Source organism: Mucilaginibacter pankratovii (assembly GCF_014773265.1).
GTDB lineage: Bacteria > Bacteroidota > Bacteroidia > Sphingobacteriales > Sphingobacteriaceae > Mucilaginibacter > Mucilaginibacter pankratovii.
The window spans coordinates 249,574-276,443 of the sequence record NZ_JACWMY010000003.1; the positions used below are offsets into that span (position 1 = coordinate 249,574).

26 protein-coding genes are annotated in these 26,870 nt (G+C 45.3%); 11 read left to right on the forward strand and 15 right to left on the reverse strand.

All coding sequences use genetic code 11. The features are described from left to right. Nucleotides 1-59: 59 nt before the first annotated feature. Entirely contained in the window at nt 60-2,510 is a 2,451-nt protein-coding gene (gene thrA, locus IDJ77_RS06815) for a bifunctional aspartate kinase/homoserine dehydrogenase I (protein WP_191188190.1), read from the reverse strand. A 255-nt stretch (nt 2,511-2,765) separates the two neighbouring features. Between thrA and IDJ77_RS06820 the strand changes: the two genes are divergently transcribed. From IDJ77_RS06820 to IDJ77_RS06840, 5 genes are all read left to right on the forward strand, one after another. Beyond that, nucleotides 2,766-3,347 (forward strand): hypothetical protein, encoded by a 582-nt coding sequence (locus tag IDJ77_RS06820; protein ID WP_191188191.1) that lies wholly within the window; start codon nt 2,766-2,768, stop codon nt 3,345-3,347. A 22-nt stretch (nt 3,348-3,369) separates the two neighbouring features. Next, complete coding sequence (gene rsgA / locus IDJ77_RS06825; protein WP_191188192.1) at nt 3,370-4,287, forward strand: ribosome small subunit-dependent GTPase A; 918 nt, start codon at nt 3,370-3,372, stop codon at nt 4,285-4,287. A gap of 50 nt (nt 4,288-4,337) precedes the next feature. Then, nucleotides 4,338-4,796: a D-aminoacyl-tRNA deacylase gene (dtd, locus tag IDJ77_RS06830; protein WP_191188193.1), complete on the forward strand. Its 459-nt coding sequence runs from the start codon at nt 4,338-4,340 to the stop codon at nt 4,794-4,796. A gap of 9 nt (nt 4,797-4,805) precedes the next feature. Then, entirely contained in the window at nt 4,806-5,132 is a 327-nt protein-coding gene (locus IDJ77_RS06835) for a nucleotide pyrophosphohydrolase (RefSeq protein WP_191188496.1), read from the forward strand. Nucleotides 5,133-5,253: 121 nt separating this feature from the next. Then, the gene (locus IDJ77_RS06840; protein ID WP_191188194.1) at nt 5,254-6,207 is read left to right on the forward strand and encodes a DUF4349 domain-containing protein; all 954 of its coding nucleotides are present in this window, start codon (nt 5,254-5,256) and stop codon (nt 6,205-6,207) included. On the opposite strand, the gene IDJ77_RS06845 is transcribed toward IDJ77_RS06840, so the two are convergent. The 4 genes from IDJ77_RS06845 to IDJ77_RS06860 all read right to left on the reverse strand — a co-directional run bounded on the left by IDJ77_RS06845 (nt 6,204) and on the right by IDJ77_RS06860 (nt 9,982). Next, on the reverse strand, nt 6,204-6,956 hold the full coding sequence (locus IDJ77_RS06845; protein ID WP_191188195.1) for a 2-phosphosulfolactate phosphatase: 753 nt from the start codon (nt 6,954-6,956) through the stop codon (nt 6,204-6,206). The genes IDJ77_RS06840 and IDJ77_RS06845 overlap by 4 nt on opposite strands. Before the next feature lie 39 nt (nt 6,957-6,995). Continuing rightward, entirely contained in the window at nt 6,996-8,075 is a 1,080-nt protein-coding gene (gene gcvT / locus IDJ77_RS06850) for a glycine cleavage system aminomethyltransferase GcvT (RefSeq protein WP_191188196.1), read from the reverse strand. Between the two features lie 52 nt (nt 8,076-8,127). Beyond that, nucleotides 8,128-9,324: a glycosyltransferase family 4 protein gene (locus tag IDJ77_RS06855; protein ID WP_191188197.1), complete on the reverse strand. Its 1,197-nt coding sequence runs from the start codon at nt 9,322-9,324 to the stop codon at nt 8,128-8,130. 61 nt (nt 9,325-9,385) lie between these two features. Further along, nucleotides 9,386-9,982, reverse strand: coding sequence for a ribonuclease HII (locus IDJ77_RS06860; RefSeq protein WP_191188198.1), 597 nt, complete (start codon nt 9,980-9,982; stop codon nt 9,386-9,388). Between the two features lie 250 nt (nt 9,983-10,232). Between IDJ77_RS06860 and IDJ77_RS06865 the strand changes: the two genes are divergently transcribed. Next, nucleotides 10,233-10,565: a DUF4920 domain-containing protein gene (locus tag IDJ77_RS06865; RefSeq protein WP_191188199.1), complete on the forward strand. Its 333-nt coding sequence runs from the start codon at nt 10,233-10,235 to the stop codon at nt 10,563-10,565. Between the two features lie 108 nt (nt 10,566-10,673). On the opposite strand, the gene IDJ77_RS06870 is transcribed toward IDJ77_RS06865, so the two are convergent. The 4 genes from IDJ77_RS06870 to IDJ77_RS06885 all read right to left on the reverse strand — a co-directional run bounded on the left by IDJ77_RS06870 (nt 10,674) and on the right by IDJ77_RS06885 (nt 15,935). Then, nucleotides 10,674-11,369, reverse strand: a complete 696-nt coding sequence (locus tag IDJ77_RS06870) for a hypothetical protein (RefSeq protein WP_191188200.1) — start codon at nt 11,367-11,369, stop codon at nt 10,674-10,676. Between the two features lie 93 nt (nt 11,370-11,462). Next, nucleotides 11,463-14,279, reverse strand: coding sequence for a carbamoyl-phosphate synthase large subunit (gene carB / locus IDJ77_RS06875; RefSeq protein ID WP_191188201.1), 2,817 nt, complete (start codon nt 14,277-14,279; stop codon nt 11,463-11,465). Between the two features lie 292 nt (nt 14,280-14,571). Continuing rightward, a complete protein-coding gene (locus IDJ77_RS06880) occupies nt 14,572-15,291 on the reverse strand; it encodes a sterol desaturase family protein (RefSeq protein ID WP_191188202.1) in 720 nt (239 codons plus the stop codon). 74 nt (nt 15,292-15,365) lie between these two features. Beyond that, complete coding sequence (locus tag IDJ77_RS06885; RefSeq protein ID WP_191188203.1) at nt 15,366-15,935, reverse strand: Crp/Fnr family transcriptional regulator; 570 nt, start codon at nt 15,933-15,935, stop codon at nt 15,366-15,368. A gap of 93 nt (nt 15,936-16,028) precedes the next feature. Between IDJ77_RS06885 and IDJ77_RS06890 the strand changes: the two genes are divergently transcribed. Beyond that, nucleotides 16,029-16,553, forward strand: a complete 525-nt coding sequence (locus tag IDJ77_RS06890; protein ID WP_191188204.1) for a hypothetical protein — start codon at nt 16,029-16,031, stop codon at nt 16,551-16,553. A 7-nt stretch (nt 16,554-16,560) separates the two neighbouring features. Here IDJ77_RS06890 and IDJ77_RS06895 read toward each other — a convergent pair whose 3' ends face one another. From IDJ77_RS06895 to panC, 3 genes are all read right to left on the reverse strand, one after another. Further along, nucleotides 16,561-17,520 carry an energy transducer TonB gene (locus IDJ77_RS06895; RefSeq protein ID WP_224750997.1) on the reverse strand — a complete coding sequence of 320 codons (960 nt, stop codon included), beginning with the start codon at nt 17,518-17,520 and terminating at the stop codon, nt 16,561-16,563. A 32-nt stretch (nt 17,521-17,552) separates the two neighbouring features. Then, nucleotides 17,553-17,903, reverse strand: a complete 351-nt coding sequence (gene panD / locus IDJ77_RS06900) for an aspartate 1-decarboxylase (protein WP_191188205.1) — start codon at nt 17,901-17,903, stop codon at nt 17,553-17,555. Between the two features lie 220 nt (nt 17,904-18,123). Continuing rightward, entirely contained in the window at nt 18,124-18,954 is an 831-nt protein-coding gene (panC, locus tag IDJ77_RS06905) for a pantoate--beta-alanine ligase (protein WP_191188206.1), read from the reverse strand. Nucleotides 18,955-19,108: 154 nt separating this feature from the next. Here panC and IDJ77_RS06910 point away from each other — a divergent pair, with 154 nt between their 5' ends. The 4 genes from IDJ77_RS06910 to IDJ77_RS06925 all read left to right on the forward strand — a co-directional run bounded on the left by IDJ77_RS06910 (nt 19,109) and on the right by IDJ77_RS06925 (nt 24,398). Continuing rightward, a complete protein-coding gene (locus IDJ77_RS06910) occupies nt 19,109-19,933 on the forward strand; it encodes a glycogen/starch synthase (RefSeq protein ID WP_191188207.1) in 825 nt (274 codons plus the stop codon). Between the two features lie 15 nt (nt 19,934-19,948). Beyond that, nucleotides 19,949-21,337, forward strand: a complete 1,389-nt coding sequence (locus tag IDJ77_RS06915) for a DUF4270 domain-containing protein (RefSeq protein WP_191188208.1) — start codon at nt 19,949-19,951, stop codon at nt 21,335-21,337. A gap of 100 nt (nt 21,338-21,437) precedes the next feature. After that, complete coding sequence (glmS, locus tag IDJ77_RS06920; protein WP_191188209.1) at nt 21,438-23,273, forward strand: glutamine--fructose-6-phosphate transaminase (isomerizing); 1,836 nt, start codon at nt 21,438-21,440, stop codon at nt 23,271-23,273. 189 nt (nt 23,274-23,462) lie between these two features. Beyond that, nucleotides 23,463-24,398: a hydrogen peroxide-inducible genes activator gene (locus IDJ77_RS06925; protein WP_191188210.1), complete on the forward strand. Its 936-nt coding sequence runs from the start codon at nt 23,463-23,465 to the stop codon at nt 24,396-24,398. 161 nt (nt 24,399-24,559) lie between these two features. Here the strand turns inward: IDJ77_RS06925 and IDJ77_RS06930 are convergent, their stop codons facing one another. From IDJ77_RS06930 to IDJ77_RS06940, 3 genes are all read right to left on the reverse strand, one after another. Further along, nucleotides 24,560-24,970 (reverse strand): HIT family protein, encoded by a 411-nt coding sequence (locus IDJ77_RS06930; protein ID WP_191188211.1) that lies wholly within the window; start codon nt 24,968-24,970, stop codon nt 24,560-24,562. A gap of 99 nt (nt 24,971-25,069) precedes the next feature. Further along, nucleotides 25,070-25,543 (reverse strand): transcription elongation factor GreA, encoded by a 474-nt coding sequence (gene greA, locus IDJ77_RS06935; RefSeq protein WP_067188926.1) that lies wholly within the window; start codon nt 25,541-25,543, stop codon nt 25,070-25,072. 276 nt (nt 25,544-25,819) lie between these two features. Further along, nucleotides 25,820-26,758: a 2-hydroxyacid dehydrogenase gene (locus IDJ77_RS06940; RefSeq protein WP_224750998.1), complete on the reverse strand. Its 939-nt coding sequence runs from the start codon at nt 26,756-26,758 to the stop codon at nt 25,820-25,822. Nucleotides 26,759-26,870: the final 112 nt, after the last annotated feature.

Here is a 26,870-nt window from a genome sequence, read left to right on the forward strand (position 1 = left end):
TTTCTTAAGGGAGGCTAACAAGCGTTTTTTCTTGTCTCTTGATTCTTTGCTCTTGTATATCAATTCGCTCCCACATTTATCAAATCCGCAAACACACCGGCGGCGGTTACTTCGGCACCTGCGCCGGGGCCTTTTACTACCAGCGGGCGTTCTTTATACCTGTCGGTTGTGAACGAGATGATGTTATCGCTGCCGCTGAGCATATAAAAAGGGTGGTTCTCATCAACCATTTGCAGGGTGATGGAGGCCTTGCCGTTTTCCAGTTTGCCAATGTAGCGTAACACCTTTTTGTCCTTTTCTGCTGTATCCTTTAAGTTTGCAAAGAAAGCATCTTCGCTTTTTAATGCAGCATAAAAATCTTCAACAGTTTGGGCCTCCAGGCAGGCTTTGGGCAATATAGCATCTATGTGCACATCGCTTGCCTCCATTTCGTAGCCGGCATCGCGGGCCAGGATCAGCATTTTGCGCATGAAATCTTTGCCGCTCAAGTCATCGCGCGGATCTGGTTCGGTATAGCCTTTTTCCTGCGCTTCTTTTACTACGTCGTGGAAATTGGCATCGCCTTTAAAGTAATTAAAGATATAGGATATAGTGCCCGAGAGGATCGCTTCTATCCGCTGCACCCTGTCGCCGCTGCTCATCAAATCTTTTAATGTACGGATGATAGGCAGGCCGGCACCCACATTGGTTTCGTAAAAGAAATCGACACCATGGCGGCGGGCGGTATCCCTAAAGGTTTTGTACTGGCTGTAACTTGCCGAGTTGCCTATTTTATTGCAGGTAACTACCGAGATATTCGATTTAAAAACCTCCTCGTAAATACTTATAGGCGCAAGGCTGGCGGTATTATCAATAAACACACAATTGGGCAGGTTCATTTCCTTCATGTGATGGATAAAGGTTTTCAGGTCGGCCTCGTGATGCGATTGCGCCAATTCATCTTCCCAGCTGTCGAGCGGCAAACCGTCGGCATTGAAAACCATTTTACGGGTGTTACTGATGCCTGCTATTTTAACCTGGATACCGTTGTTCTTTTGCAAAAACTCGCGGTGGGCATTCAGCTGATTGAACAGGGTTTTACCAATGTTGCCCGTGCCTAAACAAAAGGCATGAAGCGTTTTGGTGAGCTGGATAAAGAACGCATCGTGAACAGCATTAAGCGCTTTGGCCAGATCCGTCGCGGAAATGATAACAGAAATATTGTACTCTGACGAGCCTTGTGCTATCGCCCTTACGTTAATACCATTACGGCCAAGCGCGTGGAACAATTTACCACTTACGCCCGGTGTTTGTTTCATGTTTTCACCTACGATAGCTAATATCGCCTGCCCCTTTTCTACTACAAGCGGCTCCAGCTTATTGGCTAAAAGCTCCAGCTCAAACTCCTGCTCTATCAGCATTTGGGCCTTGCCAACATCTGTTGGCTGCACCGCAAACGTGATGCTATGTTCTGATGAGGATTGCGTAATTAAGATGATGTTGATCTGCTCTCTTGCCAGCAGCGAGAACAAACGGCCGCTAAAGCCAGATTTGCCTACCATGCCGCTGCCTTCAAGGCTGAGGATGCTGATGTTATTGATAGAGGAGATGCCCTTAATTGGTAGGTTAGAAGATTTACAATCATGACGGATCACAGTTCCTGCAAATTCCGGCTCGAAGGTGTTTTTGATCACGATAGGGATCTTCTTCAAAAAGGCAGGGATCATGGTTGGTGGGTAAATAACCTTGGCGCCGAAATAAGAAAGTTCCATCGCCTCGGTATAAGTAAGCTCCTCCAGAGAGAACGCCTTTTTAACCATGCGCGGGTCGGCGGTCATCATGCCGTTCACGTCGGTCCAGATCTGGATTTCCTGCGCATTTAGTGCCGAGCCAAAGATGGCTGCGGTATAATCGCTGCCGCCGCGGCCCAGCGTGGTGATCTGCCCGGCATCGTTACCGGCAATGAAGCCGGTTACGATCAAGAGTTTATCGCTATGCTCTTTATAAAAAGATTGGATAAGCAGATCGGTAAGTTCGAGGTTAACCCGGGCGTTGCCAAATGCACTGTCTGTTTTTATCAGTTCGGAGGCATCCACAAACATCGCCTCGGGGAAATGCTGCGCCGCTATCTTGCTGATCATCATCGCCGAACAGCGCTCACCATAACTTAGGATGGTGTCGCGGGTCTTGGCGGTAAGCTCTCTTAAGGTAAGCACACCCTGTAGTAACTCCTCTAACTGGTTAAAATGAATTTTTAAGCGGGTGTAAGCCGGGTTTTGGTTTTGGATATCCAACAGGGCTTTTACTACTTCAAAGTGGCGGCGTTCCAGTTCGGCAAGCTCTGCCGTAAACTCTTTGCCTGCCGCTGCCCCTTCTGCCATAGAAATAAGCAGGTTGGTAATGCCGCTCATGGCCGATAATACTACCACCGGCTTGCTGCCGTTCTTGTTCTCTTCCTTTAAGATGTCGAGCAGTGTTTTGATGCTGTTTACCGACCCGACCGAGGTTCCCCCGAATTTTAGTACTTTCATTATTGCGATAAAAAATAAAAAAGCCTTCCTCTTTGCGGAGGAAGGCTTTCATTTGGTTTGTCTTTATGTTTTACACCATACGATTATCTTCCTCCAAGTTTTATCCCGGTGGTAATAATTGTTGTAATTGTGGTGTTGTTAGTTGTCATATATAATGTCGGTAAAGTAAGTAGATTATTTTTTAACAAACAAGGATTATTTTCATTTTTATTAAATCTCCGATATAATGTGTATTATTTGTAACATTAGCTCATTATGAAACGGTATTTAATAACAGCAGTTTTGGCGCTTCTGCTTAAGTGTTCTCTTGCCCAGGATGTAAAAGATTCGCTTGTATATAATCTGCCTATGGTGAATGATAAGCTAATCTATGCTGACACCGTTAAGGTAACAGGTAGCAAAGCCGTATTAGATAGGGTAGCCAATGCCTGGTTCAAAAACTACTTCAAAAACTATCGACCCTATCCGGCAGACCGAGAAGTTGATGTAGGCGCAGCTGTTTTTGACCAGGCCATGTTAGAGTACAAAGTGTCGCCCGGGCTGATAGCTATCGATTACTTCGCTGCGGTTTCTATAAAAATAACCAGTGGCAATAACTTTTACGCTTATAAAATTTATGAGATTAGTTTCCGGCCAAAGAACGGCGTGCTGAATAAGATCGGTTATCAAAACGATCCGGACTATTTGATCAAGCTTTATAAAAAGAAACATTTAGGGTTGATAACCTCGATGAGCTTAAGCCGCGGGATGATAAGGGAATACCTGGATAAAATGAATACGGCAGTTATTGCCTGTATTGCATCGCTAAATAAGGCGATGGCGAATAAAACGATGTAATTAAGTATTTTTGGCGCTGAATATGCAGGGGCTCGTAACAAAATCAACCGGAAGCTGGTACCAGGTGAAAGCCGGAGAACAGACTATAGATTGCCGTATTAAAGGAAAATTCCGCACTAAAGGGATTACTACCACCAACCCGTTGGCGGTTGGCGACGTGGTGGATTTTGAAATGGAACCCGAGCAGGAAACCGGCATAATAACCAACCTGCAGCAGCGCAAAAACTACATTATCCGCAAATCTATCAACCTGTCTAAGCAAGCGCAGATCATCGCGGCCAACCTGGACATGGCCCTTTTGGTGGTAACCCTGGCATCGCCCCGTACCTCGCTTGGCTTTATCGACCGCTTTTTGGTTACTGCAGAAGCATATGGCATAACTGCCTGTTTGATATTTAACAAACTCGATTTGTTCAGCAATGAAGGATTAGAGATCCTTTCCGAATACCAGGCCGTTTACGAGAATGTCGGCTATAAATGCTATTCCGTATCGGCATTGGAGGGTACGCATATTGATACCGTTCAGGATCTGTTGAAAGATAAGGTTACCCTGTTTTCGGGCCACTCAGGGGTTGGTAAATCCAGCCTGATCAACCGCCTGTTGCCCGATCTGGATCTGCGCACGCACATGATCTCCGACTGGAGCGACAAGGGTATGCACACCACCACCTTTGCCGAAATGTTCGAACTCCCGCAGGGTGGATACATTATAGATACCCCGGGCATCCGCGAACTGGGTGTTATTGATATTGAAAAACAGGAGCTTGGCCACTTTTTCCCCGAGATGCGCGAACTAATGAACCAATGCCGTTTTAACAATTGCAGGCACATTAACGAGCCCGGCTGTGCGGTGCTGGCTGCTATTGAGGAGGGTGATATTGCCATATCCCGCTATGACAGCTATTTGAGTATTTATAATGGGAACGATACGAGGGCTTAAGCACCCCGGCCCCCTGAAGGGGGAGCAGAATTTAAAATAACGAGATAGACATGCGCGCAATTATACAACGTGTTACCCAGGCATCCTGTACGGTTGATGGCAATATTACCGGACAGATAGGATTAGGCTTTTTAGTTTTGATAGGCATAGAGGATGCCGATACCGACGAAGACCTGCAGTGGCTGGCACAAAAGATAACCGGCTTGCGCGTTTTTGGCGATGAAAATGGGCTGATGAATAAAGCACTTTCGGATATCGGCGGGGATATATTGCTTATATCTCAATTCACGCTGTTTGCACAAACAAAAAAAGGCAACCGCCCATCTTTTATCCGTGCCGCAAAGCCGGATAAGGCAATACCGATGTACGAAAAGATGATTGCCGTACTGGAAACCCTGACCGGAAAAACAATAGCCACGGGTATCTTTGGCGCCGATATGAAGATAAGTCTGTTGAACGATGGGCCGGTGACTATTGTAATGGATACTAAAGATAAAGACAATCATTAAGCGATGGCTATAACGATAGACGAGGCACAACAAGCCGTTGACAACTGGATAAAAACAACCGGCATCCGTTACTTTAATGAGCTTACTAATACGGCTATTTTAATGGAGGAGGTTGGCGAAGTTGCCCGCATTATGGCGCGGCAATACGGCGAGCAATCCTTCAAAAAATCGGATACGGAAGTTAATCTGGCGGATGAAATGGCCGATGTGCTATTTGTACTGATATGCCTGGCTAACCAAACCGGTATTAACTTAACCGAAGCACTGGAGAAAAATATGATTAAAAAGAGCATTCGCGATGCCGACAGGCATCGGAATAATGAGAAGCTAAAATAACAGCCTTCGATATAAAAATCTATTTATTTTAATTATACAGAATATAATTCTGTATAATTAAAATTATGTACAATATAATAGTGCGGTGTTCGTTTGGAAGATAAAACTAAACCACATTATTATGAAAGCTTATTTTTTCTTTTTTGCAACGTCACTGTTAATTACTGGCGGCTGTAAGAATAGCAATACCAATGGGGTAGAGCAAATGGTTCTCGACAGTGTAGCAATGGACAAACCAAAGCTGGCGGAAGTGATGATGCCACCCCCGGTTGAAAAAGAAGACAACCAAGTGTATGCAAGCGTTGAAAGCGCCCCTGAGTTTGTAGGGGATAGTGAATCAAACACAGACGTCGAAGTTGATGCTCCGGTAGTAAATGCCAGGGTAAAAACTGCGACAGATGTTACTCAAAAGATAATTAAACAAGGCGACATTAGTTTTGAAACAGCCGATGTGAAAATCACCCGGCAACGAATTATCTCATCCCTTAAAAAGCTAAAGGGCTACGTACAATCTGACCAGGAAACTGATGACGGCGAATATGGACGTAAAGAATACGAGCTGAATATTAAAATACCCGCAGTTAGCTTTGACGCTTTTTTTAGTTCGGTATCATCTACCGCAACCAAAATAGACAGCAAAAACATCAGCATCCGCGATGTAACCACGCAATTTATTGATACTAAAACCCGGTTAGAGAATAAGCTGGTATTGGAAAGGCGCTACTTAGAACTACTGAAGCGGGCTACCAAAATATCTGAAATGCTGGAGATTGAAAATAAACTCGCAGAGATAAGAACGGACATCGAATCGAACCAGGGACAGCTTAATTACTTAAACAAACAGGTTGATTACAGTTCGCTAACCATCAAGTTTTATACCGAGCGTCCTTCGCAAAGGGAAACAAGTGTAGGTTTTGGCTACAAAATAATGAAGGCGCTGGGCAGTGGTTCTTCTTTGTTGCAGGAGATGTTCTTCGGTATTTTGTCGCTTTGGCCTTATTGGTTTGTAGTATTTGCGCTATACCTTTTTATCAAAAGATGGCGCAAGCGGCGACATGTTGCGAGGGCGGCCTAAACCAGCTTCACCAATCTATCGCCATCCAAAACGGGGATGGCGGTAGTAAGGTCTACCTGCAGGCAAAAGGCGATATCTTTTTCGATGCCCAGTTTTTTCATGCGCTCGCCGTGAGACGTTTTATCGAGGTATTTGGTAATATCGGTTTTGCCGACCTGGAAAAGGTCGTTTGCAGCGATCGCGGGGTCGTCCAACACATAGCCGTTGCCTTTCAATTGCTCGATAACCGCACCGGCGAACAGGGTATCCTCCAGGTTAAAGTTATTCTTCCAACCCGCGCAAACCAGCAGGATGTTTTCGTTCTGCGTTTTTAGCCAGTTGCAAAGCGCGCTAAGATTAAGGAATGAACCGATGACGATGCGTTTGGCGCTGCGCGATAAATGTAGTGCATGGGTTCCGTTTGTGGTAGTCAGGACGACGGTTTTGCCGGAGACTTTTTCGGGCGTGTAAGAGAAGGGCGAATTACCAAAATCAAAGCCATCAACCACTTCGCCGTTACGCTCGGCAGCCAGCAGGTAATCTAATCCTTTCTCGCGATAAGCGGCACACTCCTCTACTTCAGATACAGGGATGATAGCTTCTGCGCCGTTTTCGATACCATAGCAGATAGAAGAGGTAGCGCGGAAGATATCGATTACCACTACGATGTAATCTTCTACATTATAGAGTGGAATTAATGCGGGAGTGAGGCAAACGTCTAACCCCCTAATCCACTGAAGGGGGAACTTTTGATGTGCTGATTCTGACATGCTAATTCTGCTCCTCCGTTAGCTAACAGAGGCTGGGGGTTACTTATAAAACGGCGGTTTTACCACCTTTGCTTTTACTTTGTTATCGCGGATGCTGATGTAAATCTCGCTGCCTTCTTTGGCGAATTCGTTCTTCACGTAGCCCAGGCCAATTGCTTTTTGCAGCGATGGCGACTGCGTGCCCGATGTTACCCTGCCAATGTTGTTGCCTTCGGCATCTACAATGGTGTAATCATGGCGGGGGATACCGCGGTCTATCATTTCAAAGCCAACCAGTTTTTGCGAAACGCCGGCTTGTTTCTGCGCTTGCAAAGCTTCGGAATTGGTAAACTCCTTGCTGAATTTGGTTACCCAACCCAGGCCGGCTTCCAAAGGAGAAGTTGTATCATCAATATCATTACCGTACAGGCAGAAGCCCATTTCCAGGCGCAGGGTATCACGTGCTGCCAGGCCAATTGGTTTTATACCGAATGGCTCGCCGGCTTTAAATACCGCGTCCCAAATAAATTCTGCATGTTCGTTATCAAAATAAATTTCAAAACCGCCTGCGCCGGTATAGCCTGTTGCAGAAACCACAACATTGTTGATGCCCGCAAAGGTGCCTTTTTTGAACGTATAGTACTCCATCGATGCCAGGTCGATATCCGTCAGGCTTTGAAGCGCTTCAGCGGCTTTTGGGCCTTGGATGGCTAAGAGTGATGTACGGTCACTGATATCTTTCATCTCCACGCCATCGGTATTGTATTTAGAGATCCAGTTCCAGTCTTTTTCGATGTTGGAAGCGTTTACAACCAGCATGTAGGTTTTCTCGTCAATACGGTAAACCAGCAGGTCGTCTACAATGCCGCCGTCTTCGTTTGGCAGGCAGGAGTATTGCACCTTGCCATCATATAGTTTAGAGGCATCGTTACTGGTAACCTTTTGTATCAGCGCCAGCGCGTTTTCGCCTTTCAAAATAAATTCGCCCATGTGGCTTACATCAAACACGCCAACGCCTTTGCGTACGGTTTCGTGTTCGGCATTAATGCCTGTGTATTGTACCGGCATATTGTAGCCCGCAAAGGGTACCATTTTAGCGCCAAGTGCGGTGTGTACTCCGGTTAATGCTGTGTTTTTCATGCTTAGTTATTATCGGGGCAAAAGTAGTAAAATAGGTTTAATTGCCCGCTGTTTAGATAATGGACCGGTAAAAGTCTACCAGGCTTTCGGTAACCTTATTTATATCGTGCTGCTCTTCCATTAATTTACGTGCGTTTTGCCCAACGGTACGGCAATATTCTTCATCCCTTACACACTTCAACACAGCGTTGTAAAACTCATCGGCGTTGTTGGCTATAAGGATGCTCTCGTTGTGTACAAAGCTGATCCCCTCCGCTCCGATGGAAGTAGAAATGATACACTTCTGCATAGCCATCCCTTCTACAATTTTTACCCGCATCCCACCACCCGAAAGCAGGGGCACTATCATGATGGATTTACTGTTGATAAATTCCAGTGCATCATCTACTTCGCCTTGTATAAATACTTTGCCGGGTACCTCGTATTCGTCAAACTCCTCGGGGATGCTGTTGCCGGCTACGTAGAATTTTACCTTAAGCTCGCCATCCACAATATCTTTATGAAAATTATCCATAAACCATTCTATGCCCTCCCGGTTGGGGAGCCAATCCAGCGAGCCTAAAAAGAACAAACTGGGGCACTCTGTTTTGGCTGGCATAGGTACGTACATAGCCAGATCTACCCCTATGGGTAAAACCCGCAAGGGTATTTTAGTGCCGAAGGATAGCATGGAGGTTTTATCCTGCCCGGTAAACACGGCTATACCATCAAACTTGTTAAGCAGTTCCAGCTCGTAGGTTTTTACGCGCCGTGCAAGCAGATTAAGATACCATTTTTTAAATGGATCGCCTTTTTGCTGTGCCAGCCTGCGCCATACCTGGTGCTCGATATTGTGCGCCCGATAAATAACCTTCACTTTTGAGTTTTTGCGGATGGCCGCAAGATACGGGACTACAAAAAGCCCTTCCAGTTGTATAATGTCATATTCGTTATCCTTTAAGTTTTGAACCAGCAGTTTTTCAAAACCGGCATCATAATACTTATCAATATTATATGGGTTTTTGGTGAAAAGGTTGCTTACAAATTCTATCATAGATACACGAGTATCAATGTCATATTCTGTGTAAGCGATCTTGTTTAATAACTCGTCGCGCTCAAAAATTTTGTCGGTATGCTTTTTTACGTTAAGGCTGACGAGCGAAACTTCGTGACCGTGGTTGATCAAACCCTTTATAGTATTGCCTACCACAATAGGGTAGCCGCCATTCTGTGGAAATGGTACACGGTGGGTTAAGATCAGGATCCTCAAAGCGAGTAAATAATTGGTTCTTTCAAAGTTATCAACCTTGCACGGTTTGGCAAAGCAATGGCTAAAAAATAGTAAGCTGTGGGTTGGTAACTTTAAAAGTTTTACGATGATATGGCGTATGCCCCAGTTCCAGCACGGTTTTGCGGTGCGCAATGGTTGGGTAGCCTTTATTGCTGTGCCAGTTATACTCGGGGTGCTCAGCGGCAATTTGCTTCATGTAATCGTCGCGGTAGGTTTTGGCGAGGATGGATGCCGCCGCAATGCTGAAGTATTTGCCATCACCCTCTATAATGCAGGCATGTGGTGTGCTACCGTATTTATTAAAGCGGTTTCCATCTATAATTAAAAATTGCGGCGATAAATGCAGCTTCGCGATGGCCCGGTGCATGGCGAGGAAAGAAGCGTTAAGGATATTGATCTGGTCTATCTCCAAATTATCGCACCAGGCAACTGCATGGGCAACGGCTTTTTGTTCTATCTCGATGCGGAGTTCGTAGCGTACCTCTTCTGATAACTGTTTAGAATCATTCAGTAAATGATGGTCGAAGTCATCGGGCAAAATAACGGCGGCGGCAAACACCGGGCCGGCAAGGCAGCCGCGGCCTGCTTCGTCGCATCCGGCCTCAATAAATTCGTGCTGGTAACGTGCTAATAACATGTATACAAATATCTTAAAATAGCCCGACCGATAGAGCCCGCTGTGGAAAAATAAACCACTTCGCAGTCAAAATGGTCAAACTTACAACCTTAACGAATGTTACAGCATTATGCGGATAATGAAAGGCATATTTATTTTAATGTGGTTGATCACATCCTCATTCTGCTTCGCCCAGAAGCCGCCGCCGCTACCACATGGGATGGTTTTTGGCATAAAGCCTGCAAATATTGGCCCCACTGCCGCCACGCAGATGGAAATCACGATTGCTAAGAAAACACGTATCACAACCGCTATTCGCGGTAGAATTATCCGGGTAACTAAATCAAAGGGCGGCTGGTTTGAAATTGATGCCGGCCGGGGGAAGATAATTAACGCCCATTTTAAAAATTATGGCATCGATCTGCCGAAAGCTTTGCGCGGCCGTATTGTGATCATAGAAGGTGTTGCACAAAAGCAGTTTATAGCAGACGATATGCAGCACTTTGCCGGCGATACGGTTATTGGAGCTAAACAGCATCAAATAAAAACAAACCCTAAGCAGCGGCTAACGTTTGAAGTAAGGGGATTGATGGTGGATGAGTAAAGCAGTTTGCAGTGAGCGGTTTGCAGTTTGCGAAGCCCCAAAACAAAAAAATAGCGATGGGTTTCAAGCCCATCGCTATTGATATATGCTTTTCGTTCTCAGCTTTAACTATGCAAACTTTGCTTCCTTAGTTAACACCGACATTTCCAATTGGAACGATTCTGCAAATAGTTCCTTTACCTTTTGTACTACTTCAGTACGGTTTACGGTAGAAGCATCGCGGCGGCATTTGAGATAATGCTCACGGGCAATTTTTTCGGCCAGGTCGCCAATGGTTTTTACTTTAAGTTCTTTGCCAAAACGTCCGGCAAGCCTTAGGCCTGCTATAGAAACAATTAAACCCAGCGTTGCAATGGTTGTGTTTACCCAGAATAAAGCGATAGAAGCAACCAGCATCAGCCCGAAAGTCCAAACTATCCAGGCCTTAGGCTGCAGCAGGTTCATGTGGAAACCCATCTCGGCCTCAATATCTGCAACCACCTCTATACGGTTATCCCGGGGGAATAGCTCGCAAAGTTTGGTTTGGGGCTTTACCAGGTATTTTTCTGTTGGATTTTTGGCGTTAATAGCGCTGCGCAGCTTGTAAAAAGCATGCTGCGTGGTGCAACTGTCGGCCTGCGCGTGTTTCACTTTTGCTACTACAACATCGCATAGTGCGCCAAAGGTTTTTGCCTCTTTTAAATCGTCATCAGCAAAGGTAATATCAAACGATTTTTCAATCTTAAGCAATACATCGCCAATATCTTCGGCGTCGAAGTTGTTTAAATTAAGGCCAGGGGTGGCACTTTTTATGTTAAGTTTCAATACGATCGAACTAAATTAAACCATCGTTTACAACAGCAATTGCGGCTGCAATAAACCTATAAAAAATTAAATTCCAAAAAAACGGAACAAAATTTATTTACTCAAGTACATTGATTTTTCTTTATACAGGTGCCTGAAATAAGGGTCCTGCAGATTCGGGATAAACCTGATCGCCTCTCCGGTCGATTTCATTTCTGGCCCTAATTCTTTGTTCACTTCAGGGAACTTATCGAAAGAGAATATCGGCTCTTTGATGGCATAGCCCCATAGTTTGCGCTCGATGGTAAAATCTTTCAGTTTGTTAACTTCCAGCATTACTTTGGCAGCAATATTAATATAAGGCACATCGTAAGCTTTGGCAATGAAAGGTACCGTACGTGATGCACGCGGGTTTGCTTCAATTACATAAACGGTGTCATTCTTCACAGCAAACTGGATGTTAAGCAAGCCACGCACGTTAAGCGCACGTGCAATTTTCTCGGTGTACTCTTCCATCTGGCTGATCACGCTATCGCTCAGGTCGAACGGCGGCAATACCGCAAACGAATCGCCCGAGTGGATCCCGGCCGGCTCGATGTGCTCCATCATACCAATAATGTGTACGTCCTCGCCATCATGGATAGAATCCGATTCGGTCTCAGACGCACGGTCGAGGAAGTGGTCGATCAGTACGCGGTTGCCTGGCAGGTTTTTCAGCAGGTTTACAACCGCTTTTTCCAGGTCTTCATCGTTTATCACGATGCTCATACCCTGGCCGCCTAATACATAGCTTGGGCGAACCAATACAGGGTAGCCTACTTCGTGTGCAACAGCCAGTGCTTCTTCGGCACTCTCGGCAACGCCATATTTAGGGTAAGGGATGTTCAGTTCTTTCAGCAGATCTGAGAAACGGCCACGGTCTTCGGCAATATCCATGTTATCGAAAGATGTACCGATAATTTTGATGCCATTCTGATGCAGTTTCTCAGCCATCTTCAACGCTGTTTGCCCGCCAAGCTGAACAATAACGCCGTGTGGTTTTTCCAGGTCGATGATCTCGCGAACATGTTCCCAGTAAACCGGCTCAAAGTAAAGCTTATCGGCCATGTTAAAGTCGGTAGAAACCGTCTCCGGGTTACAGTTAACCATGATGGCCTCAAAACCGCTTTCTTTAGCGGCTAACAAGCCATGCACACAGCTGTAATCGAATTCGATACCCTGGCCAATGCGGTTAGGGCCCGAGCCTAACACGATGATCTTCTTTTTATCTGATACGATGGATTCGTTCTCTCCCTCGTAAGTTGAGTAGTAGTATGGGGTTTTGGCGGCAAACTCTGCAGCGCACGTATCCACCATTTTGTAAACCCGGCGGATGTTTAATGCTTTGCGGCGCTGGTAAACATCTTCTTCGGTAACGTTGCCTAATATGTAGGCTATTTGTGTATCCGAAAAGCCTTTTTGTTTTAGCGTGAAGAAGAAATCCTCAGGGATGTTGTTTAATGAATAGCGGCGAAGCTCGTTCTCCATATTCACCACTTCCTGTATCTGGTTCAAAAACCAGCGGTCTATTTTGGTTGCCTTGCGGATAGACTCGACAGGTACGCCCAGGCTCATGGCATCATAGATGTGGAAAAGCCTGTCCCAGCTCGGATGCTCCAGGCTGTGCATAATTTCTTCGAGGTTGCGGCTTTGGCGGCCATCGGCACCTAAACCGGCGCGGCCAATTTCCAAACTCTGGCAGGCTTTCTGCAAAGCCTCGATAAAGCTGCGGCCAATACCCATTACCTCACCTACCGATTTCATGGTAAGGCCAAGCTCGCGGTTAGCGCCTTTAAATTTATCAAAGTTCCAGCGGGGGATCTTTACAATAACATAATCAAGCGTTGGCTCAAAGTATGCCGAAGTAGTTTTGGTGATCTGGTTTTCAATTTCATCCAGGTTGTAACCAATGGCCAGCTTTGCAGCTATTTTGGCAATTGGGTAACCGGTTGCTTTTGATGCAAGGGCCGATGAACGCGATACACGCGGGTTGATCTCGATAGCGATGATCTCCTCGTTGGCCGGGTTTACCGAGAACTGTACGTTACAGCCACCTGCAAAATTACCAATGGCACGCATCATCTTAATAGCCTGGTTGCGCATCTCCTGGTAGCAGCGGTCGCTCAGCGTCATGGCCGGGGCCACGGTGATCGAATCGCCGGTGTGGATGCCCATCGGGTCGAAGTTCTCGATAGAGCAGATGATAATTACGTTATCGTTACTATCGCGCAGCAACTCCAGTTCGTATTCTTTCCAGCCTAAAACAGCCTGCTCTACCAAAACCTCATGGGTTGGTGAAGCCTGTAGGCCGCGGCTTAAAGCAGCATCAAAATCTTCTTTTTTGTGTACAAAGCCTGCGCCTTTACCACCCAGCGTGTAGCTTGGGCGAATAACCAGCGGGAACCCAATTTCCTGGGCGGCTTCTTTACCCTCCAGGAAGGAGTTGGCAATTTTTGAAGTTGCCACCCCAACGCCAATATCCACCATTAACTGGCGGAAGGCTTCGCGGTTCTCGGTTTTTTCAATCGCAGCGATATCAACACCTACAATTTTAACACCGTATTTTTTCCAGATGCCCTGCTCGTCAGCTTCAATACAAAGGTTTAGCGCGGTTTGGCCGCCCATGGTAGGTAGCACAGCATCAATTTTTTGTTCCTGTAATATTTTCTCGATGCTTTCGCAGGTGAGGGGCAGCAAGTAAACATGATCGGCAATAACCTTATCCGTCATGATAGTGGCGGGGTTGCTGTTGATAATGGATACGGAAATGCCTTCGTCTTTTAGCGAAAGGGCGGCTTGCGAGCCGGCGTAGTCAAATTCGCATGCCTGGCCAATAATAATAGGGCCGGAGCCGATGATCAGGACGGATTTGATGGAGGTATCTTTGGGCATAGGGCTTTTTTTAATTAAAAAGTTCTAAGTGTAAGAAGTCAAAGTATATCAATATGATAACGATTTTTCCTATGCGCTGAAAGCGAGAAATCCCGACTTCAGCGTCGGGGTGCAAAGATACGCTTTGTTGAAACATTTTAATCTTTTTTTTAGAATTAATATGTTGTGCCTCTTTGTAAGCCTCTGCGAGGTTAATTTGCCGTTAAATTAGCCTTAACGCCCGCTCCCACAGCGACAATTTAAAATGTTATTGCCGCTGTGGGTTTAAGCAGAAAATAGCCAACAACCACGCTTACTCTTTATGCACATCCTTAAACTGCAACATTTCGGCAAGGCGCAGCTCTTTTTCGGTATCAAAACCGCAGGATGTTGTAAACTCTTTAGGGTTAGCGTAAGTACCAAAAAGCATATCCCACCAAACAATGTCGCCGTAGTTACTGGTGTGTTTCTCGTATTCGTGGTGGATACGGTGCATCTCGGGCCGTTGAAATACATAGCCTACCCATTTTGGGGTTTTTATGTTGGTGTGGTAAAAAAACTCGCCCAGTGCGGTGCAGAGGGTGTAAATGGCACCGGCTTCGGGGTTTAAGCCCAGCAAGGTATACACCAGCAGGCTGCCGATAATGGAGTTTACCAGCATCTCTAAGGGGTGTTTGTAAAAGGAGGTGATTACCTCTATGCGCTGGGCGCTATGATGGATCTGATGAAAGCGTGTCCACAAAAAATCGCTTTCGTGGCGCCAGCGGTGCCACCAGTAAAAAATAAACGTGGCTATAAAATAAGCAATAACGCCGCCAAGCCAGTTGGGTAAATGGCTTGACAGGTTGAACAGCGAATAAGCGGAGAGCCATTTTTCCCAGCTGAAACCGGCAGCCACAACAATAAGCAGTTGCGCAAAGTTAATGGCCAGTACGCGGATGGTCCAAGTGGGTACGGCGGGCAGTTTCCAGCCGGGGATGATTTTTTCTATCAGGAAACAGATAGCGAAGCAGATCAAAATAATGGTAAGCATAAGATTTGTTTTTTTATCAAATCTCGATGCAAAGGCGGCTGATAAGGTTTGACTAAAGTCAAAAAACAGGATCGCTAAACTTTTGCCCTTATTCTGCTGAGGGTTTCCTGCTTAATGCTGAGGTAGCTGGCAATTTGCCCTAAGGTGGCTTTTTGCAAAATGCCCGGGTAGGCCAGCAGCAGGGCATCGTATCGCTGCTTTGCCGTTAGCGTTTGCAGGGCGATTGATCGCTCTTCGCTTTTTATGTAGTATTGCTCGGTAATGAGCCGGCCTGTAAGATTAAACCCGGGGAAGGTTTTGTATAGCTGCTGCAACTGATCCCAATTGATGGATTGCAGTACACTGTTCTCTAAAATCTGGATATTCTCAAACGATGGCTTCCTGGAGAAGAAACTGTATACCGATACGATGATATCGCCCTGCCCCATAAACCAACTGGTATAATCGCTGCCGTTTTTTTGATAGAAGGCCCGTATAAACCCTTCTTTTATAAAGTAGATGCGCTGCGATACCTGGCCGGCTTTTAGTATAATGGCTTTCCTGTTAAAGCGCTCTTCAATTAAGTGCAATTTTATTTCCTGCTGTATGGCCGGCGATAATATGGTAATATTGTTAAGCGTTTGTATAAGGCTGTTGGCTTCCATGATGTTAATAGGGCTATTTGCAAGCTTAACTATTGCGTAAAACTAATTTGCGTTTATAACGTAATAATACATACTATTACCCATCCCCAGGCTATGAAAAAAAAATTGATCTTATTTGCCCTGTGCGCATTTATCTGCGCAAGCTGCGGCACCGTACAATCCATCATTAAATCCAGCTTTCCGTATACGGCAACGTTGGTTATACCGGCATCATCTGCTACCGGCACCACCCTCACGGCCATTAGCCAGGGTAACAGCTTCGACCAAAACTTTGCAAAAAACGGCAACAACGGGGCCCGGGTAAGCGATGTACACATCGTTTCGGCCAAAATGGTAGCCACTATTCCGTCCGATTTTAACATCGGCAACCTGGTATCGGCAAAAATATACATGGCCAAAGCAAACGGAGATGGTGAGGTGATGGTGGCATCGCGTACGGATATAGGCTCAAACAGCGGCAATAACATTGTGCTGGATATTGATAACACCCACTTTTTAGATGAGCTGGTGCGCGAAAAAAGCGTGCGCATAAAAATGGTTTACCAGCTGAGGAACAAAATAAGCCTTGATGCCAGCTTAAGGGTGGTGCTGGGTATTACCGCCGACCCGACAAAGTAAACTGGAATTACTGCAGTACAAAATTTACCGGCACGGCGTAGGTTACCCTTACGGGCTTGCCAAAGCGTGTTCCGGGGATCCACAGGGGCGACCGTTTTATTACCCGCGTGGCTTCCTTATCCAACCCCGGGCTTACCGATTTTTGTACCCTTACATCGGTAATGCGGCCATCTTTTTCAACAACAAACTGCAAAACAACAATGCGGTATATTTCGTTTTTTCGTTCGATATCGGGATAGATAATGTTTTTGCCCAGGTAGCTGCCAAATGCCTTGGTTCCGCCGTCGAATTTGGGGCTCGTCATCCTGCTGCCGGCATAGGCGGAGCTTAAGCCGGCGCTATCGATAGCGGTGCCCGATATCAGCGCGCCATCTTTATATGTTTCAGTAAAGGTAAGCTTCATGTTTTTGTCAATACCCTTCCAGGTGCCATTGCGCCTGCCATCTCTAACCGGGCCTTCTTCATCTATATAAGCAAACTTGTTATTAAAGCCCCTGTAATACCCTTGCCCTTCGGCTACCTGGGATGTGCCAAGCGAATCGAGATTGGTGATAATAAGGTAGTCGTTTGCAAAATGATTGTCGGTTTTAACACTATCGGGATATTTTATCAACCGGTATAATTTTCCGTTGGGATAAAACTCAAAGCCATTGCCCACCCGGCCTTTATCAGTGTATTGGTACAGGCTCTCTCTGTTGCCGTTTTCAAAAAAGCTGGTATACTGGCCCATATACCTTGGCGGATCTATCTTAGCGGATTTTCCTATCGCCTTGGCTTTGCCATTTTTATAATACTCCGAAACGTTATAAAGGGTGGAGCCCGTATCCGGTGGTTTTACCACCCGCATATAATCGGCGCTATCTAATTTGTCTACGTACCGGCCTCCGTTTTTAAGGAAGTACACATTTTGCTGCGCATAGCCGGCAAATACGGCGAGTGTTAAAAGAGAAGTAAAAAACAGTTTCATTAAATAAAAAAGGGCTTCTTATAGCCGCTAATTTATTTAATTAATTTGTTATTGGCGTCCGGGAAGATCAAAATGGGCTCGTAACTGCGCGCTTCTTCGGCTTCCATGTAAGCGTAACTCATAATGATGATGATATCGCCTACCTGCGCCAGCCTCGCGGTTGCGCCGTTAAGGCATACTGTACCGCTGCCGCGTTCGCCCTTTATCACATAAGTTTCAAAGCGGGCGCCGTTATTGTTGTTTACTATCTGTACCTTTTCGTTGGGTATAATATTGGCGGCTTCTATCAGGTCTTCATCTATGGTAATACTGCCAACGTAATTCAGTTCGGCCTGTGTTACCTTAACGCGATGGAGCTTTGATTTTAAAATCTCGATAATCATAATTGACGGTCATCTCTCAATAATCCTACCACTTATCCATGTGCAACAAAGCGGCAACCTAAAAATGACGGTGCAAAGATACGAGTATTTTTAGTCCGTGGTCAATAGCTAATAGTTCATGACTGATGGTTCATAGATGATATTAGTTTTGAGGACTGAGTGCCATAAGGTCAGTATCTTATTACTGAGCGGCTATGAACTATGATCCATTTACTATCAACTACCGTATCACCACGTTATCTATCAGCCGGGTTTTGCCTACCCGTGCCGCGGTAAGCGCAATTATTGATGTGGAGCTTTCATCGGCAGGCAGCAGCGTTTTGCCGTCGGCAATTTCAATGTATTCGGGCTCAACGCCGGGTTCGCTTTGTAGCATGGCCATGGCATCCTGCTCTAACTGAAAAATTTTGTTTACATCAAAATTGGCTTTAAGCCAGTTTAAAGTTTTCGATAAGATAAGCGAATGCTGCCGGTCATCAGCCGTTAAATGGATATTTCGCGAGCTCATGGCCAGGCCGCCTGGTTCGCGCTCTATGGGGCACATTACCAGCTGTACAGGGATCTTAAGTAATTCAACCATCCGGCTTATCACCATAAATTGCTGATAATCTTTTTGCCCTAAATAAAGCCTGGTTGGCTTTACAATATCAAGCAGTTTATAAACTACCTGCGTTACCCCCTGGTAATGCCCGGGGCGAAACTCACCCTCCAGCAAAAACTCCAGCGGGCCTATGTTTAAATGCCAATGCTCATTATCATCATAAATTTCTGACACGGGCGGATGGAACAAAATATCGCATTCCGCAGCCTCCAGTTTGCTTATATCGGTGGCTATAGGGCGCGGGTAGTTCTCCAGGTCTTTTGGGTCGGTAAACTGTGTTGGGTTCACAAAAATGCTGCAAACAACTACGTCGTTGCCGGCTTTGGCTTGTTCTATTAACGAAATATGGCCGCGGTGCAACGCGCCCAATGTGGGTACAAAGCCAACGGTTTTGCCGTTTAACGAGGCTAAATATTGCTGAATTTCGCTTCGGGTGCTGAATATTTTCAATTGATTTTTGGCTGGAAAAATTTGCTAAAGGTGGGCAATAGATTAAAAATTACCAAATAGGCTTGCATTATTGGTTGCCAGTTGATATAATAATGCTTATATTTGCAGACTCAAATTTTTTGACTTCTTTACATTTTAAAATTCTGATTTAGTGATGGGTAAATCTAAGCTTTTGTTCATAACTCATGAAATGTCTCCTTTCCTCGAACTCACAAAAATTGCCGAAATAACACGCCAGCTTCCGCAAGCAATGCAGGAAAAAGGTTACGAAATACGCATTTTAATGCCGCGTTTCGGGAATATCAATGAGCGCAGGAACCGTTTACATGAAGTTATCCGTTTATCAGGGATGAATATTATTATCAACGATAATGATAACCCGCTGATTATAAAAGTAGCATCTATCCCGGCAGCACGTATGCAGGTTTACTTTTTAGATAACGAAGAATATTTTCAGCGTAAGCATGTATTTGCCGATAAAGACGGTAAATTTTATGCCGATAACGACGAGCGCATGATCTTCTTTTGTAAAGGTGCGTTAGAAACCGTTAAGAAACTGGGCTGGGCACCGGATGTGATCCATTGCCATGGCTGGATGAGTGCTTTGGTGCCTGCGTATTTAAAAACCACGTACAAAGACGACCCTACCTTTAAAAACTCAAAAGTGGTTTACTCTATTTACGAAAACGAGTTTACTGAAAAAATGGATGCTGATTTTGCACGTAAAGCCGTTATGGGCGATATGACAGAAGCACATACCGAAGTATACAAAGAAGGTACCAACTCGGCCATGTATGCGGGTGCTATACAATACAGCGATGGTATTGTACTGGCCAGCGAAAACATCAATGGTGATGTGTTAAATAATGTTAAAAACAGCAATAAATCGGTGTTGGATTACGTTTCCACTGCAGATTACGAAAATTATTACAATTTTTACGACGAAATCACCAGCGACGAATTGGTGCATGTTGCATAAGCTTTAAAACTATATATGAAATTTTACAAATTAGGCTTATTAACCCTGTTAATAAGTCTTTTTATTTTGAGTAGCTGTAAAAACCAGGACGGCATAGGTTTAGGTGTTGATGCCGGAAACCAGCTTAACGGAACCTTGCTTGCCGATACTAACATAGTCGTAACCAATGTTTTAGAAGACTCTGTAGTTACATCGGCCCTTTTTAGAACGCCACTTTCTTACTTTAAGGACCCTGAGTTTGGCGTAACAGAATCTAATATTGCTGCACAGCTAACTTTACCCGGCGGCGTGGCTTATACACTGCCTACTGGTACAATCAGTATCGATTCTGTGTTATTGGTGCTACCATACGCATCATCAGGGTTTTACGGCGATTCACTTACGTCCAAATACAAAATAAATGTTCACCAATTAAACGAAAAGTACGTTTCCCAAACTTACTATAATATCAAACAGTGGGACTACTCTCCTACATTATTGGGTACAAAAACTTTTACCGCGCGCTCACACGATACTATCAAAATAGTTGATGTTGTAAAAGGCGGCAACGATACTTTAAAAAAGGTGTCCCCTCAAATTCGGATTCCAATTAATCCTGATTTTATTGGCGGGGGTAATTTTTTTGAAGGGCCTACCACGGTTCGTTCGTCTACCCTTGCGTTTCAAAATAATATAAAAGGGATTTACCTTACGCTTGATAAAGCAGGCACCACCGGGCCGGGCGGTAATCTTATGTTGTCGATGGATTCTGCCCGTATAGCTGTTTATTTTAAAGCGAATAACGCGGGCGTTATAGATACAACGCTAATATCATTACCGGTATCTACAGGCAGCCATATGGCATCTATTAAGCATACCTACAGTGCTAAGGTACAAGCTTCTTTAAATAAAACCTCAACAGACGGACTCATCTACCTGCAAGGGCTTGCCGGTTTAAGGGCCAAGGTAGAATTTCCAAATATTAAAAGTACGTTTGCATCCGTTGGGGGCGACGTGATTATTAACCGTGCAGAATTAGTTATTAAGGCGGCACCGGGTACAACGGTTCCTTTTGCAGCATTAAGCAGGCTTACCATGTATCAGCTCGATCTGGCAAAACAGCGGATCAGGATACAGGATGCGTCAACAAGCGACCCGAGAGGGGTTAACGGGCCATCGTTCTTCAGCGGTTTTTACAACAAGGCAAACGGCGAATACCATTTCCTGGTTACAGCCTACATTCAGGACCTTGTTAGAGGTAAAACGGTAGACTACGGCACCTACATAGCGCCGGTAGACCCTACGCTTGCTACGCTGATAAACATCAACCCCACAGCAACGTATGCCGAGCGTACTATAACGCCGGCTAAAAACTCGCCTTCGCGCATCAAGCTCAATATTATCTACACCAAGATAAATCAATAGCCAGCACAACTTATCCGCAAAATCCATGTTTATTAAGTAATAGACATGGATTTTGCTGTATTAAGATTATTTTTACGGCGATACATCTAAACTTTAATATATGTGCGGTATAGTTGGTTATATAGGTTACCGGGATGCATATCCTATTATAATAAAAGGTTTACACAGGCTGGAATACCGCGGCTACGACAGCGCCGGTATAGCCCTTGCAGATAAAGGCCTGAAGGTTTATAAAAAAGCCGGTAAGGTTAGCGATCTGGAGAACTTTGTAAAAGGCCTTACACTTACTGCTACTGCAGGTATGGGCCACACGCGCTGGGCCACTCACGGCGCACCAAGCGACCGTAATTCGCACCCTCACTCATCGGCCGACCGCAAGCTTACCATCATCCATAACGGGATCATTGAAAATTATGTGGTGCTTAAAGAGGCGCTGACAGCTAAAGGGCATACTTTTAAAAGTGATACCGATACAGAAGTACTGATCCACCTGGTGGAGGATATTCAAAAAACTACGGGGTTAGGTCTGCAGGAATCTGTGCGCCTTGCCCTTAACCGCGTGGTTGGTGCATACGCTATTGTAATTATGAGCGCCGACACCCCCGATGAACTGATCGCCGCCCGTAAAGGCAGCCCCATGGTAATTGGAGTTGGTAAAGGCGAATACTTTATTGCTTCGGATGCTACGCCAATAGTGGAATACACCAAGAATGTTATTTATTTAAATGATAACGAGATCGCCTACATTAAGCGCGACGACCTGCTGATCAAAAACATCGACAATACGGTGCAAACCCCGTACATACAAGAGCTTTCTTTAAAGCTGGAGATGCTGGAAAAAGGCGGCTACGACCACTTTATGATGAAGGAGATCTACGAGCAGCCGCGCTCTATCCGCGATTGCCTGCGGGGGCGTATTTATCCGACAAAAGGATTGGTACAATTAGGGGGCATCAAAGAGTATGTGGAGAAACTGAAAAATATCGACCGTATTATCATTGTAGCCTGCGGCACATCATGGCATGCCGGCCTCGTTGGAGAGTACCTGATAGAAGAATACGCGCGCGTGCCTGTAGAGGTTGAATACGCATCTGAATTTAGGTATCGCAACCCTATTATCACATCTAAGGACCTGGTAATTGCCATTTCGCAATCCGGCGAAACGGCTGATACCATGGCTGCCATAGAACTGGCCAAAGAGCGCGGTGCAACCATATTTGGTATTTGCAATGTGGTGGGTGCTTCTATACCGAGGCTTACCCACGCGGGAGTTTATACCCATGCCGGCCCCGAGATTGGTGTTGCGTCTACCAAAGCATTTACGGCACAGGTTACGGTATTAACTTTAATTGCGTTTTACATTGCGCAGCAAAGGGGCACCATCACCCAGGGTAAACTGGTGGAATACCTTACCGAGCTGAACGAGATACCCGACCTGGTTACGCGGGCCTTAAAAACCAACGACCAGGTGAAACTTATTGCCGAGCGTTTTAAAGATTCGCCAAACTGCTTATTCCTCGGCAGGGGAAGCTCCTTCCCTGTTGCACTGGAGGGTGCTTTAAAGCTCAAGGAGATCTCCTACATTCACGCGGAAGGTTACCCGGCTGCCGAAATGAAACACGGCCCCATAGCCCTGATTGATGCCGATATGCCGGTGATATTCATCGCCACACAAAATTCTTCGTATGAAAAGGTAGTGAGCAATATACAGGAAGTAAAGGCACGTGGCGGGCATGTTATTGCCATCGTATCCGAAGGAGATACTGATGTAAAAGAAATGGCCGAATATGTGATAGAGATACCCCAAACAGGCGAGGCCTTTGTGCCGCTGCTGGCTACCATACCCCTGCAGTTACTTGCTTACCACATAGCGGTGCTTCGCGGCTGTAATGTAGATCAGCCGAGGAATCTGGCGAAATCGGTAACGGTAGAGTAAGATAGATTATTTGAGATGTGAGATGTGAGACAAGAAGTTTCATGTTTTGCTGATAAGAGGGGCCGCTGTGGGAAACCAAAGCGGCCCCTTTGCTTTGTAGCTTTATCTCAATCTCAAATCTAAATTAAGGGTTATAGATAAAAACAATATTTTTATTAGTTTTGCATAGTTTATATCTATTCAAACAAGATGACCATTACACAACTGGAATATATTATAGCCGTTGATACCTACCGAAGCTTTGTAGGCGCGGCCGACAAATGTTTTGTAACCCAACCTACGCTAAGTATGCAGGTACAAAAACTGGAGGATACCCTGGGCGTGAAACTGTTCGACCGCAGCAAGCAGCCAGTGATCCCTACAGAAATTGGCAGCGAGATCATCGCACAGGCACGGATATTACTCGCCGAAAGCGAGAAGATCAAAGAGATCATCAGCGACAGGCAAAAAGAGCTTTCGGGGGAGCTGAAGGTGGGCATTATCCCTACTGTTGCCCCGTACATACTGCCAAAGATCATACAAGGCTTTGTAGAGAAATACCCGGGGGTGAAGCTGATCGTTTGGGAACAAACCACCGAGCTGATTATCCAGCAGCTTAAATTGGGTACGCTGGATTGTGGTATACTATCCACCCCGCTGCATGAAACCAGCCTTACTGAGGTGCCGGTATTTTATGAGAATTTTGTGGCCTACGTATCAAAAAACAGCAAGCTATCTAAAAAGAAGAACATCGTACCGGAGGATATTGATATGGAGGAGATCTGGGTGCTGAACGAGGGGCACTGCATGCGCGAGCAGGTGTTAAACATTTGCCAGCGCCGCAAAGCCACCAAGGGGTACCAGCATTTTGAGTACAATACCGGCAGCGTGGAAACCCTTAAGCGAATGGTGGATATGAACAATGGCGCCACCATTTTGCCCGAGCTTGCTCTTGCCGATCTGAACGAAAAACAACTGGACAAAGTACGCTATTTTAAAAGCCCCGAGCCCGCCCGCGAAGTAAGCATTGTAATGCACCGTAACTTTCTGAAAAGGCGAATGATAGAGGCCTTAAAAAACGAGATCCTAAATTTTGTGCCGAAACGGCTCCGCAGTAAAAAGAAGAAGGAGATAATGGATATATAAATTCGCGCAGAAAAATTTAAAACCGTCATTCTGAACTTGTTTCAGAACCCCACGGGACAGGTATTCATGTTGCAAGTCGATTAAGTATAGCGGCTACCTTTATGATGGGGTGTTGAAATAAATCCAACATGACGACGGGTTTTTATTGAATATTTTAGCGCCTACTCTTCGTTCGTAACTACCTTCAGCGCTTCTCTTATTTTCTCGGCTGTAGCAGTCAATTCCTCCTGGCTTGGGGATAGTTTGGGACGGGCAAAATTCATATCGTCCACACGGTTCATCGGTATTAAGTGGATGTGTGCATGGGGAACTTCCAGCCCGATAACCGCAACACCCACTTTTTTGCAGGGGATAGCTTTTTTTACACCGATAGCTACAATCTTGGTGAAGATCTGCAACTCGTTGTATGTTGTATCATCCAGGTCGAAAATATAATCCACCTCTTTTTTAGGGATCACCAGCACATGCCCTTCGGCCAGCGGGCTGATATCTAAAAATGCCAAAAAATCATCCGTTTCGGCAACTTTATGGGCCGGTATTTCGCCTGCTATTATTTTTGAAAAGATAGTCATGGGTAATGAGTGATTTTTGAGGGAGTGAATTAGTGAATTAGTGATTTAATGAATTGCGCTGTTCGCTCATTCAAAAATCACTCATTCACTAATTGTAAACTACCTGCTAACTTCCAGTATCTCAAATTCAATTTTACCGGCAGGTACGGTTATCTCGATGGTTTCGCCTACCTTTTTGCCTAAAAGGCCCTTAGCGATAGGCGATGCTACCGATATTTTACCGGTTTTCATATCCGCTTCGCTCTCAGAAACCAGCTGGTAGCTCATGGTAGCGCCGTTCTTCAGGTTCTTTATTTTTACGATAGATAATGCCAGCACTTTAGATACATCCAGTTTAGATTCATCCAGTAAACGGGCGTTTGCCAGCGTTTCCGACATCTGGGCAATCTTGGCTTCGTGCAAACCCTGTGCTTCTTTAGCGGCATCGTATTCCGCGTTTTCAGACAGGTCGCCTTTATCGCGTGCCTCCGCAATTTGTTTTGATATATCAGACCTGCCGGTGGTTTTTAACCTTTGTAATTCTTCTTTTAATTTTTCTAAACCTTCTTTGGTGTAGTAAGAAACATCTGCCATTGTACTAATAATAAAATTTATTTACGTTGAGCGCCAAAAAAAACCGCCCTACTATTTCTAACAAATAGAAGAGCGTGATGGCCTTAAAAACAAACAAGACTACGTCGGCCGGGCCTGCATAGTCTTGTTTAGTGTAAAACGAAGATAAGGTAATTAAGTTTTAATATCCAAATTTATTGTTGGGATTCCACCGATGGAGAAGGGATTGCACCGATTTTTGTAGCGGCAGTTGAAAATGATTTTGTTAATTGTGCCTAAGCAACCACCCACCACTCCCTATTCACCACTCAGCGGCAACGCAACCAGCTTTTCAGCCATTACTTCGCTTATTTTGCGGTAGCTGTCAAACGTCCACCCGGCGACGTGGGGACTCAGGATCACCTTGCCCGATTGGCGCAACTCATCAAACCAAAGTTGCTCTCCCAGGGCCGGGAATTTTTCAACTTCCAGCACATCAAGCCCGGCGCCTATTATTTTATTTTGTTTAATGGCATTTAAAACGGCGCTTGTTTTTACCACCTTGCCGCGGGAGGTGTTGATCAAAAAGAAGGGGTTTTTAAAGTGGAACAAAAACTCGTCATCTATAAGTCCATTGGTTTCGCGCGTGAGCGGAATATGCAAACTTAGCACATCGGCATGTTTTACAATTTCTTCCATGCTTACTTCCCGGGCATATTTATCGCTAAAGCCGGTTTTGTATTTATCATAGGCCAGCACTCCTACCTGGAAACCAGATAGCTTGCGTGCAAAGCTTTGCCCCATATGCCCGTAACCAATGATGCCGATAGTTTTACCTTTCAGTTCGTAGCCCCGGTTTGCCTCGCGCTGCCAGCTGCCCGCGCGGATCTGCGCATCGGCAATGTTGATATTGTTCATCAGCGACAGCAACAAACCGATGGCATGTTCGCCTACGGCATCAGAGTTTCCTTCGGGTGCGTTGATAAGAGTGATGTTCCGTTTGATAGCGTAATCCTCATCGATATTATCCATCCCGGCCCCGGCGCGGCAAATAAAGCGCAGGTTTGGTGCCAGGTCTATCACGGCCTTATCCACCTGGAATTTGGAACGGATCACCAATCCGTCGTAACGGTTTAATATGCCAATAGCTTCGTCGGTTTTGATGGTTGGCTGATAATCGCAGGTGTAACCGGCAGCGTCGGCACGTTCAATAAATATGGGGTGGATATCATCAACGATAAGAATATTGTTTTTCAATGCTTTGAATTTGAAGAAGACAAAATTAAGAAATTGCTTATGATTACTTAACATTCGCCACAGATGTGTTTATTGGATGACGAAGGGCATATGCGATCCACCTTCAAATCGT